Origin of the sequence: Dorea ammoniilytica, assembly GCF_025567415.1 — a bacterium.
Lineage (GTDB): Bacteria > Bacillota > Clostridia > Lachnospirales > Lachnospiraceae > Claveliimonas > Claveliimonas ammoniilytica.
This window is the reverse complement of the sequence record NZ_JAOQJV010000028.1, coordinates 1-11,402: the sequence shown is the minus strand read 5'-3', so window position 1 is coordinate 11,402 and position 11,402 is coordinate 1. Positions and strand designations below refer to the sequence as shown.

Below are 11,402 nucleotides of genomic sequence, written 5' to 3'. Positions count from 1 at the left end.
CATGAGAGTAATCCTCCTTTGATATATGTTTTTTTCGTCGAAACCATTATACCTTAGAAAGTGATTACTCTCATTTTTATTTTCTTTATTCAACTAACAATTTCTTTACACCAATTTCCCCGCAAAGCCTTACATTTCTTGTCGTTGTACTTTATCTTGAATTGATTTTCAGCATCTGACACAGCTGCTGAAACAGTGCTTCTTCGTTGGGAACGACCCGATCTGCACAACAATCTTCTTCAGGAATGTCGTGTCCTCGTCGATTCATCCATATCGTATTCCATCCTGCTGCCTTCGCACCCTGCATATCGTGCTCGTAAGAATCACCTATATACAACATCTCTTCTGCTTTTAATCCCAGTGTATTTTGAGGAAGTAAGAAGATTCTTGTGTCTGGTTTTGCAAACTCCAGATCTCCGGAAACAAATATGTTCTTCTCATCCATCCAGCGTTCCATTCCTAAAGTTTGAATCTTTCCATGCTGTCTCTTTGAATTTCCGTTGGTGATAATTCCCAGGGTTACTCTGTCTTTCAAAGCATCCAGCATATTCTTTGTCGTCTCCGAAAGATAAATGTACTGCTGATAATAAACATAACGATGCTGAAATTCTAATGCGAGCTCCTCTGTACAAGACAGTCCATAGTCCCCCAGAGTATGAACGATTCGGTAAATACCGACTTCATCCAAAGTCCATTCACCATCCATATAATAATGATAAATATCATCAGAGTAATACTTAAATCTTTTGTAGAGTACATCCCTTGAGATCTCATATTTCCCTTCAAGCAATTCCTTATACGCTCCATTGAAAGCCTGCTGCTGGCTATACAGCGTATCGTCTACATCAAAAAATACCGCTTTTATCATAAATTGTCACCTTATCCTATTCTGTGAACCAAAGTTCCCCTGCCCAAATCAGTGCACCGCAGCAGCAACTGATGTATCAATTGCCGAATACGGAATTAATGTCGCCTGCAGGGCATGATAAATATCTGGTTTTCCCGGCCATACCGTATCCAGAACCTGATTCTTTCTGTCCAGCTGATGGAACCAGGATTTGTTCTCATGATCAAGCACCTTCTCATCAAGATATTTCATAAAGTCATAATACTTTGTTGCATAATATGCTTTTCCTGTCAGATGATACAGCACTGCAGAAGTATTGATTGCTTCTGCCAAAGTCCAATGCATACGATCATGTACCACCGGCCTTCCATCCCAATCTGTTGTATAGCAGATTCCCGGAGCGCCGTCTACATTCCAGGCATCTGCAATTGCCCGTTGAAACAGGCGTTCTGCGCTTTCTACATATTCGTATCTGTCTTTCTCAGATTCATACGTTGAACAGGCCCACTGAGTGATCAGTCTTGCCCATTCAATACCATGTCCCGGTGTCGCTCCATATGGCTTAAACTGATCATCCGGTGTATCTTTGTTGCACTCAAGATCCATATTCCAATTGCTGTCAAAATGCTCTGGTATTCTCCATTCATTACTCTTAGCCCAGCCAATGACATGTCTGATGATACGTCCTGCACGTTCACGATACATTTCATTTCCAGTCACATCCGCAACTGCCAGAAATGCCTCAACAGAATGCATATTTGCATTTAATCCACGGTAATCACTTAAGTTCTTAAACTCTGTATCCCAGGTATCTCTTGCAAGTCCATCCTTCTCATCCCAGAAGTACCGATCATATACCTCTAACGCCTCTTTCAAAAGCTCACCCGCTCCTGGCCGATTAGCCAGTATACCTGATGTCGCTGCCAGAATAACAAATGCATGGGCATAACACTGTTTGGTCGGAATGATACCTCCATCCGCTGAAAATCCCGCATACCATCCTCCGTTAGCCTGATCATATAATTCCTCCTTAAGCCCCTCTAACGCTGCATCAGCAAGGCTTTCGCTTCCCTCATGACCAAGCAATGCTCCAATGCTGTACACATGAGCCATGCGTGAGGTAATCCAGGTTTCCCGATTTTTATCTTTCATTGGTGTTCCATCGGTTCCCAGATAATAGGAAGACCCCCCTGGCGATGCAAAGTTGCGTCCAAAAGAAAATAATTCATTTCTCATCTTGCGAAGAAATTCTTTATTTTCGCTCGAGTCGATCACATATTTTTCTTCTGTTTTACTGATCAGGTATCGAAGCGCATCGTTGACACACAAGAAGTTCATATCAACAAGCTCCTTTTCCGGAATTCGAATTCCAAGAGCCAATCCCGCATGTTCGAACATCGGGTAATCGTTCACTCCGTCTCCAACACAAACCACTTCCTCAGATGTTATCCCAAGCATCTCCTCCAGCCTGATGATACCGGCTTTTTTACTTAAACCTGAAGGCATAAAATCGAAGCAATCTACATGTCGGTAAATCTCAATGTCTTCCAGTTTTGTTTTATTCTCGTCAATAATTTCCTGAATAATATCTAATTCTTCCTCTACCGATGGAAATGGTGTGAGACCAACCAGGTTTGGCTGATACCACATATTCGGCAATACTCTGTCAAATTCTGCTTTCAAAAATGCAATACTCTTCTTCGCCTTTTCTGAATACGGCTGAATCCAAAAATCCTTTGGAGGAAGCGTAATCCCACTCTGCACAACAGCTCCATTTTCTCCTGCAATCAATGGCTGTTTTAATCCCACCTGTCTAAGCAGACCGCAAAGATAATACGCAGGTTTTCCAGAACAGATTGCAACCCGGATTCCTCTCTCCTCCAATTTTTTCAGGAGGGCAACATTTTCTGGCTGAATCCATTCTCCCAATTCCGCTAATGTTCCATCTAAATCAAATACTGCTAATTTAATCATAACTCTTTCCTTTACTCGTAATAACCTCATTCAAATGTGATACACAACCTGCAGAACCTGCCCACAGGCAGATCCTTTCAGATGCATGGCAACAAAATAGCGTAGCAGCCCTAAAACCACTACGCTTAATCCCTGAATTTGGTTGCTATTTCCATAGTTATATAATGAAAAAGCTCTCTTCTTCAGACTCAAATGCCTGCTTCAATTTTTCTCTCGCTTCTTCGTATGAGATCAAATCTTTTAATATAACTACTCTTGGATATTTCCTCAATACAGGTGCCACATCAATTCCTGCGACAAACATATCCGCACTGTATGGGTGCGCATCTGTAATCGAACCATTGAATACCGTTACATTTTTTATTCCCAAATCTTCGATTACATTCTGAATGTTCATCTTTATGAACATTGAACTTCCGAGCCCATTTCCGCAGCAACACATAATTTGCCTAATCTTCTGCATAAAACAATCAGATTAATCGATATGGAATGTATCATCTGTCATTGCAAAAGCTTTCTCCAGCTTTTCAGTCAACTCTTTCATTGACATGATTTTTGTCAAAACTACAACTCTTGGGTAGTCCTTCAGCACCGGAGCAATATCACGTCCTACAACGAACAGATCAGCTGCAGCCGGACTAACTTCTGATAATGAAGTATGTCCTGCAGTAACTCCTGTAATTCCCATGTTCTTTAAAGCTTTCTCAATATTCATCTGCACCATCATTGAACTTCCAAGTCCTGAACCGCAACAGCACATAATGCTTTTAATTTCTGCCATTTTCTTTTCCTCTCTTTTTCATTTTTTACTGTGCAGATATTATCCACACATCTTCGCATGATCCAATTATATTTTACTACTCTTCCTCTGCAGATTCAATAAACATTTGCAATACTTTCTCTGGCTCTGTAGCATCGATAATTTCCTGAACCTTATCTTCATCTGCAAAAATATTAGAAATCGCCCGGATACCATCAAGGTGTTTATCTCCATCAACTGCAACCAATGCAACCAGGATACGAACATCATATCCATCCTCACTGAATTTGATCGCTTCATCTAAAGTTGTAACAGCCATCTGAGTCTCATTTACGGATGCAAAATCATTGCAGTGAACCAATGCAAATTCTTCTGTCAACACATAATAAGGGCCATATTCTGCTGTATTTTTTAAAACACCCTGTTCATACTGATCTGTACAGTATCCTCCTTCCACCAGTTTCTCTAATGAAATGTGAACTGCTTCTTTCCAGTCTTTCGCATGTCTTTTCAACACGATATTTTCTTTCTTAATCAATTCCTGAATCATCATAATAATACTCCTTTAATTGTGTTCTCCAAATCTGCAGAAGTCAACTTAAACTCTTTCTGGAGGAAGTCAGCTGTTCCTACCTGTCCAAATCTATCTTCAACACCGTGTCGTTTGAATTTAACAGAAACACCTGCTTCCAGTAATGTTTCGGCAACAGCACTTCCGAGTCCGCCTATTACTGAATGATTTTCAAATGTTACGACGGCTTTTTTGCCAGCAGCTTCTTTGATAATCAGTTCTTTGTCCAGTGGTTTGATACAAAACATATCTACAACTTCAACAGAGATACCCTCTGCCTCTAACTTTTCAGCACAATCCAAAGCGTCAGAAACGAGTTGTCCGGCAGCAATTACCAGTACATCTTTGCCTTCTTTGACAATATTTCCTTTACCCATCTCGAAAGTGGAACCTTCAGCATATACATTTCTCACTGCTTTTCGATTTGCTCTTACATAGTGAATCCCCTCAGATTTAGCGAATTCTTTCACGATCCAGGTTAACTGAACATCATCTGCTGCGTCACATACTACAGCTCCAGGAATTGTTCTCATTAAAGCAACATCTTCCCAGGTAGTATGAGTACCGCCATTTGGACCTACTGTAAATCCTGGGTCTGAACCAAAAATATTAATTGTGTTGTGTGCATAAGCACCTGACAAAAACACCTGATCAAATACGCGGCGGGTTGCAAACGGACCAAATGTATGAGTGTATGGTTTGAAACCAACTGCAGACAAGCCTGCAGCCATCCCCATCATATTTGCCTCAGCAATTCCTACCTGTATGTATTGTTCAGGATGTGCTTTTTGAATTTTCCCAGAACCACTGGCTCCTGCTAAATCTGATTCCAAAAATAATACCGATTTGTCAGCATCCATCAACTCATTCACAGCATCAGCAACAGTAATTCGCAATTCACGTTTACCCATCTTTCTTTCATGGTCTAATGTGAACATGTTATTCAGCCCCCTTTACAAATGCTTCCAATTCTGCGATTGCAGCATGGTTCTTATTAACCATCTCTTCAGTATTAAATTTGACTGAGTGGTTAGCCATTAATTCTTCAGCGTATTTTACGCCACTTCCCTTAATGTTATCCAAAATAATACAAACCGCACTGTCTTTTACAGCTTTTGCACGATTGATCGCTTCATCAATCGCTTCAACATCATTTCCCGGAACAACCTGTGTATCAAATCCGAACGCTTTCATTTTTTCTTCATAAGAAAACGGATTCAAGATGTCTTTTGTATAACCGTCTAACTGTTTCTTATTGTCATCAATAATAACAATACAGTTATTTAATTTTTTTGCAGCGATATACTGGAATGCCTCCCAGCACTGTCCTTCATTTAATTCACCATCGCCAACGATCAGATAAACATATTGTTCAGAGCCTTTTAACTTCAGTCCCTGAGCCATACCACAGGCAGTGCTTGTGCCCTGTCCCAGCGAACCCGTTGTCATATCAACACCCGGAGTTTTTGTTCTGTCTGGATGAGATGGCAATCTGGTTCCACCCTCATTTAATGTATATAACCATTCTTTATCAAAGAATCCACAATTAGCTAATGCACAATACCATCCCGGTCCGGCATGTCCCTTTGATAAAACAATCATATCTCTTTCATCCCAATCAGGATTTTTTGCATCATAGCGTAATTGTTTTCCGTACAATACCGCCATAAGATCTGCAATTGATAAGGATCCGCCCAGATGACCATATCCACGTTTTTCCAGCATTTTCAAAATGTCAATACGAATGTTAGCTGCCAAAACTTTTACATTTTTCAATTCAGTACCAGTCATATTTACCCCCTATTCAAAAATAAAGAGAGCGTTTTACTTCTCTCTTTATTTCTGTAACAATTTAAATATTAAGCTTCTTTTTTAGCAGGAATAACTGCACTTAAAACGATTGGAGCTAAGAATACTACAACTGAAATTACTAACATAATCATTGCTCCAACGCTTAATGACAAGTTACCAAATACCAATGCCATCCATGAGAAGTCTGCATCAGAGAATGTAGCTGATGTGAATCCCATGTTTGTGAATACAGGCATAACGATAGCTGGTAAGAAAGTGATCAACAATCCGTGAACGAATGATCCAAGGACACATCCTCTCCATCCACCTTCCGCATTTCCAAATACACCAGCAGATGCTCCACAGAAGAAATGAGGAACTACACCAGGTAAGATCAATGCTACAGGAGCAATCGAAGCGTTAACGCCCATCAATACCAATAATCCAACAACACCACCAACGAATGATACCAGGAATCCGATCAATACAGCGTTTGGTGCATATGGGAATACAACCGGACAGTCGATCGCAGGTACAGCACCTGGTACAAGTTTCTCAGCAATACCACGGAATGCAGGAACGATCTCAGATACTACCAGACGTACACCGCTCAAGATTACGTATACAGCTCCAGCGAAGTTCAAACCAGATTTGATAGCAAATACAGCCCAGTGAGTTGTTGTCTCACCAGCAACTAACAGTTCTCCCAGATTTGCAAAATCAGCTGGATCTGCATTCAAGATACCCTTTCCAACAGCAACACCAGTTACTACCAGGAAGAATACCATCATTGTAATACCAATTGAAACAGTTGAATCACGCAGGAAAGTCAAACGCTGTGGGAAGTTAATATCCTCTGTTGACTCATCTGCTTTCTTAGCAAATAATTTACCGCACTGTGCAGATACCCAGTAACCGAATCCACCGAAATGTCCGAATCCCAACTCATCAGTTTCAACGATTTTTTCCATTGAGCTATGTAAGAACCATGGTGAGAACGCAGAAACGAATGCCAGCAAGCATCCACCAGCGATCCACAATGGGAATCCTTTCAATCCTGATACACTTAATACAACGGCTAACATACAAGCCATGTACAATGTATGGTGACCTGTCAGGAAGATGTATTTCAGTCTTGAGAATCTAGCCAGAATAATGTTGAATACCATTCCCAAAACCATAATGTAAGCTGAATCTGAACCAAACTGAGTCAGCGCCATAGATACAACCGCCTCATTATTAGGCACTACTCCCTGCATATTGAATGCATAATTGAAAAGTTCACCAAATGCTAACAAAGATCCTGTCTGGATATAAGAAGCACCGGCTGAGATTACCAGGAAACCAACGATACATTTGATTGTACCTTTGACAACTTCTTCGATTGGTTTTCTCTGCAGGATCAAACCAACCATTGCCAACAAACCAACACAAATAGCAGGTGTTGACAAAATGTTAATAATAAAACCTAACATACTTTTTCTCTCTCCTTTGTCTTTATTTGATTGTGTGTTTGTCCAATATATATTTCTGGCCACTTAATCTATATTGGTACTCGAACAAACCATCACGATCTATTATATTAATATTATGCCCTACAACAAAAAAAAATACGAGAACAAAAATTTTCATTTCATTTTGCAATACATTTATGACTGTACATTTTCTTGCACAAACGACTGCACGATAGTTGCAATGTTTTGTAATTGATTCAAAAACACCACTTTTTTATAATAATAAGGTAGTAACAAATAATTTATTTGGAAAGAATCAGAGGAATTATTATGACATTTCAGCAATACTTAATGCTATTTCTTCTTATTATGATGGCACTTGCTTTTCCTTATTACATTAGAGCAAATGTTAAGACCAGATTAAGAAAATGTAACGAAAAGAATGATATAGAAGGGTCGTTAAAAATTTTAGATGGCAGATTATATTCCTATCTGTTTGGTAAATATGCCGTCTTATGGGGAAAAATCCAACTATTCATGGCAACCAACGATATGGAGCGTTTGGCAGAGACGCTGAATGCAGTAATCGATGGCAGGTTTTCAAAAAAAGAAAAAAATCAGGCAATCAGCACAACCTTCTTCTTCTTTGTTGATGCACAGGATAAAGAAATGTGCAAAAAGCAGTTAAAATTCTTAAAAGACTCTGCAAAAGCAGAAGAATACGAATTCGATCGTGCAATGTTTCGAATGCTTGTCGACCATTCTGCAACGGAAGATGATGTCGAGATCATAAAAGAAAAACTCGATGCATTGAAAAATGTAAAAGGTAACCACAGCAGCCAGATTGGTATTATGGAATATATGCTGGGTGTCCATTATTCAGACAATGGCAACAAGCATGAGGCAAAACGATATTTACGAGATGCCAGATTACATTTGAAAGACACACCGTATCATTCAAAAATCAAGAAGATGTTATAAAGAGGTAACAATGGATTATTATTTAGATAAGAGAAGCGAGGAAGTATTACAATTGCTTCTTTATGCCAATCACTACATTACTGTTAATGAAATCGCCACACACTTAAACGTCTCTAAAAGAACGATTTACTATGAAATCAATAAAATAAATAGTTGGTTTTCCAATAACGGAATACCACCGATTGTCCAGCAAAGGCAAAAAGGAATCATCCTTACAGAAGATCAACGCTCCTTTCTCCGCCAGGAATACTATCTTGAGCAGTCAACACCTGTCGTACTCTCTCCTCAGGAGAGATACAACACAGAGATCTGCATGATGTTAGTCGGTGGTGAGACCTTATATATTGAAAACTTTGCACAAACATGTGATGTAAGCCGGAATACGATTATTAATGACTTCAAACAGGTTACAAAAATACTGAATCAATACAATCTGACAACATCCTATTCCATCCGAACTGGTTATACTGTTGTTGGAGACGTATTTAAAAAGCGTGCACTATTCTTCTTACTATTCCCCGATCTCTGGACAATTTACATGAATAACAAAAGCGAAGAGATAATTGCGATCGTAGAGGCAAACCTGACAAAATTGAAAGAGATCGAAAACAAGTTAAATGAACAATATGTTTCCGGTGTGCTTCCTGCCTTAGCAGTATTCATTACTGAAATGGCGAACAAAGAGGAATCTTTACAATTCTTTAACGTAGATGAGGCAGAGATCACAGAAACACAGGAATACGAATTAATAGATACATACTTCCCAGACTTAATCACCAATGAGAAAATCTATGTTTCATTACATTTGCTTGGTTCCAGGATTCAAACGGTACCAGTCAATATTATGAACAAAGAACACGAGTCATATAGATTAGCACAACAGCTGGTTGAAGAATTTGAAAAAGTGACGCTTTCTTACTTTGCCAACAAAGAAGAACTAATCAAAGCAATCACAGCCCACTTGCATTCTTCTATGTACCGTTATCGTTATGGCATTCAATTAGGAAACCCAATGTTGAATGAGATTAAAAATGAATATTCTGAATTGTTTGAATTTACCAAACGGGCTTGTAAAGTACTGGAGAAAAAAATCGGCTTCTATATTTCAGATGCCGAAATCGCTTACCTTACACTACACTTTGGAGCTTATCTCATCTCCAGGAAGCCGGTTGAAAATGAGTTCAAAATCCTCGTAATCTGTAACAGCGGTGCCGGAACCAGTGCAATGATCAAAAATGAAGTGATGGCCCTGGTCCCACAGGCAAATGAGATCACAAACATTTCACTTCAGGATTACGACCCAAATCATAACTATGATGTCGTCATTTCAACAATATACATCAAAGAAGAACAGAACCTGGTAAAAGTACACCCGATCCTGACAGACCTGGACAGAATTGCCATTTTAAGAAAATGTATGTATGCTGAACCATATATGCAGCTTCAATTAAACGAAATTGTAAAAATTGCATCTAAATACATGCCGGAAGATAAACTGGAACTTTTCCAAACTGAATTGAAGAATACGTTCTCAGACAAAAACATCAATACTTTACCGCAAAAAGGCTATGGGGAAGGTTTATTGTATTACTTAAATCCAGGTCACATTCAAGTTGTTGAGAACGAGGTGGATTGGGAACAGGCTATTCACATTTCAGCTTCTTCACTACTCATGGATGATGTTATTACACAATCATATATTGATTCCATCATTCGTAATCAGAAAAACGGATATCACATGTTCTTGAATTCTGATATTGTACTTGCTCACTCCAGCATAAATGATGGAGTAAAAAAATTAGGAATATCAATGGCTACATTTAAAAAACCTGTTCCATTCTTAAATGAAAAACAGGCAACAATTATTATCACTCTAGCCGCTGAAAACCAAACGGAACATATTCAAGTGCTAAATGATATTTTAAAAATCTTCCAAAAGAAGAAAAACATTCAAAAAATCACGGATTTTAACAAATCAATCGACATCTATAGTTTCCTCCAAAACGAATTGAATTCGTAGAAAAAAGTGGTGCCAGAGTTTAACTCCGACACCACTTTTCCTTTTTCTTCCTGATTCGGTTTAATATCCTGATGCTTCCCTGTTATTTACAAGTTTAATAATACGGCTGGTACCCAGTCTCTCGGCGCCTAATCTTATAAACTCCTCAGCGTCCTCTAATGTAGAAATACCGCCTGCCGCTTTCATTTTCACATGTTCTCCAATGTGTTCAGAAAACAGTTTAATGTCCTCCGGTGTTGCTCCTCCTGTTCCAAATCCTGTAGATGTCTTAATGTAATCAGCTCCTGCTTCTGTTACCACCTGACACATTTTTATCTTTTCTTCTTCTGTTAAAAAGCAGGTTTCGATAATCACTTTTAATATCTTTGTGCCACATACTTTCTTTAATTCCGCAATTTCCTCTTTTACCGCTTTATAATTCTGCTCTTTTACCCAGCCAAGATTGATTACCATATCAATCTCATCAGCTCCATTATGAATTGCATCCTGCGCTTCAAACACTTTACAGGCTGTTGTATTATATCCATTCGGAAAACCGATTACCGTACATATCTGCATCTTGTCCAAAACATATTCTTTTGCCTGTTTTACAAAAGAAGGTGGAATACAAACAGAAGCTGTTTGATACTGAACTGCATCGTCACAGATTTTTCTGATTTCCTCCCATGTTGATGTCTGTTTCAGTAATGTGTGATCAACTCTTTTTAAGATATCGTTCATCATGCCTTCCCCTTTTCTATATTATTTATATCTTACTATGCCACATTTTCATTCCAGCATATTTAATTATATTATACGCCACATTGTATTTTTCGTAAAGAAACATTTGCAAAATAGATGGTGTAAACCTACTGTCAGTTGGGAAAGATTAGAGAGACCCTAAGATAGAATAGAATTCGCTTTATTTTGGCTCAATCACAAATTTTGTGGGATTTCCGATTCCTCTCGTAGCTCTGTCGGCTCATATCGAATAGCTTCAGAAAGAAATATTCGTCATCAGGATA

General features: G+C 38.9%; 11 protein-coding genes. 2 read left to right on the top strand and 9 right to left on the bottom strand.

Features of this window, described 5'->3' with window-relative positions:
- Nucleotides 1-151: 151 nt before the first annotated feature.
- The 8 genes from OCV65_RS13065 to OCV65_RS13025 form a co-directional block, all read right to left on the bottom strand.
- Nucleotides 152-868: an HAD family hydrolase gene (locus OCV65_RS13065; protein ID WP_262582437.1), complete on the bottom strand. Its 717-nt coding sequence runs from the start codon at nucleotides 866-868 to the stop codon at nucleotides 152-154.
- A gap of 48 nt (nucleotides 869-916) precedes the next feature.
- A complete protein-coding gene (locus OCV65_RS13060; RefSeq protein WP_317258824.1) occupies nucleotides 917-2,821 on the bottom strand; it encodes an HAD-IIB family hydrolase in 1,905 nt (634 codons plus the stop codon).
- A gap of 157 nt (nucleotides 2,822-2,978) precedes the next feature.
- Nucleotides 2,979-3,263 carry a PTS sugar transporter subunit IIB gene (locus OCV65_RS13050; protein ID WP_262582435.1) on the bottom strand — a complete coding sequence of 95 codons (285 nt, stop codon included), beginning with the start codon at nucleotides 3,261-3,263 and terminating at the stop codon, nucleotides 2,979-2,981.
- Between the two features lie 33 nt (nucleotides 3,264-3,296).
- Complete coding sequence (locus OCV65_RS13045) at nucleotides 3,297-3,602, bottom strand: PTS sugar transporter subunit IIB (protein ID WP_262582434.1); 306 nt, start codon at nucleotides 3,600-3,602, stop codon at nucleotides 3,297-3,299.
- 76 nt (nucleotides 3,603-3,678) lie between these two features.
- Nucleotides 3,679-4,134 (bottom strand): PTS sugar transporter subunit IIA, encoded by a 456-nt coding sequence (locus tag OCV65_RS13040; protein WP_262582433.1) that lies wholly within the window; start codon nucleotides 4,132-4,134, stop codon nucleotides 3,679-3,681.
- Nucleotides 4,131-5,090, bottom strand: coding sequence for a transketolase family protein (locus OCV65_RS13035; protein ID WP_262582432.1), 960 nt, complete (start codon nucleotides 5,088-5,090; stop codon nucleotides 4,131-4,133). Before OCV65_RS13035 ends, OCV65_RS13040 begins: the two co-directional genes overlap by 4 nt.
- 1 nt (nucleotide 5,091) lies before the next feature.
- A complete protein-coding gene (locus tag OCV65_RS13030; RefSeq protein WP_262582431.1) occupies nucleotides 5,092-5,943 on the bottom strand; it encodes a transketolase in 852 nt (283 codons plus the stop codon).
- Between the two features lie 68 nt (nucleotides 5,944-6,011).
- The gene (locus OCV65_RS13025) at nucleotides 6,012-7,418 is read right to left on the bottom strand and encodes a PTS ascorbate transporter subunit IIC (RefSeq protein ID WP_262582430.1); all 1,407 of its coding nucleotides are present in this window, start codon (nucleotides 7,416-7,418) and stop codon (nucleotides 6,012-6,014) included.
- Nucleotides 7,419-7,934: 516 nt separating this feature from the next.
- On the opposite strand from OCV65_RS13025, the gene OCV65_RS13020 reads away from it, so the two are divergent.
- Both OCV65_RS13020 and OCV65_RS13015 read left to right on the top strand, forming a co-directional pair.
- Complete coding sequence (locus OCV65_RS13020) at nucleotides 7,935-8,378, top strand: hypothetical protein (RefSeq protein WP_262582429.1); 444 nt, start codon at nucleotides 7,935-7,937, stop codon at nucleotides 8,376-8,378.
- A gap of 10 nt (nucleotides 8,379-8,388) precedes the next feature.
- Nucleotides 8,389-10,398 carry a BglG family transcription antiterminator gene (locus tag OCV65_RS13015; RefSeq protein ID WP_262582428.1) on the top strand — a complete coding sequence of 670 codons (2,010 nt, stop codon included), beginning with the start codon at nucleotides 8,389-8,391 and terminating at the stop codon, nucleotides 10,396-10,398.
- 60 nt (nucleotides 10,399-10,458) lie between these two features.
- Here the strand turns inward: OCV65_RS13015 and deoC are convergent, their stop codons facing one another.
- Nucleotides 10,459-11,121, bottom strand: coding sequence for a deoxyribose-phosphate aldolase (deoC, locus tag OCV65_RS13010; protein WP_262582427.1), 663 nt, complete (start codon nucleotides 11,119-11,121; stop codon nucleotides 10,459-10,461).
- Nucleotides 11,122-11,402 lie beyond the last annotated feature (281 nt).

Coding starts and splice junctions, on each gene's coding strand:
- OCV65_RS13030 (WP_262582431.1), bottom strand. CDS start 5,943: ATGACTGGTACTGAATTGAAAAATGTAAAAGTTTTGGCAGCTAACATT.
- OCV65_RS13020 (WP_262582429.1), top strand. CDS start 7,935: ATGGCAACCAACGATATGGAGCGTTTGGCAGAGACGCTGAATGCAGTA.
- OCV65_RS13040 (WP_262582433.1), bottom strand. CDS start 4,134: ATGATGATTCAGGAATTGATTAAGAAAGAAAATATCGTGTTGAAAAGA.
- OCV65_RS13050 (WP_262582435.1), bottom strand. CDS start 3,263: ATGTGTTGCTGCGGAAATGGGCTCGGAAGTTCAATGTTCATAAAGATG.
- OCV65_RS13060 (WP_317258824.1), bottom strand. CDS start 2,821: ATGATTAAATTAGCAGTATTTGATTTAGATGGAACATTAGCGGAATTG.
- deoC (WP_262582427.1), bottom strand. CDS start 11,121: ATGATGAACGATATCTTAAAAAGAGTTGATCACACATTACTGAAACAG.
- OCV65_RS13065 (WP_262582437.1), bottom strand. CDS start 868: ATGATAAAAGCGGTATTTTTTGATGTAGACGATACGCTGTATAGCCAG.
- OCV65_RS13025 (WP_262582430.1), bottom strand. CDS start 7,418: ATGTTAGGTTTTATTATTAACATTTTGTCAACACCTGCTATTTGTGTT.
- OCV65_RS13035 (WP_262582432.1), bottom strand. CDS start 5,090: ATGTTCACATTAGACCATGAAAGAAAGATGGGTAAACGTGAATTGCGA.
- OCV65_RS13015 (WP_262582428.1), top strand. CDS start 8,389: ATGGATTATTATTTAGATAAGAGAAGCGAGGAAGTATTACAATTGCTT.
- OCV65_RS13045 (WP_262582434.1), bottom strand. CDS start 3,602: ATGGCAGAAATTAAAAGCATTATGTGCTGTTGCGGTTCAGGACTTGGA.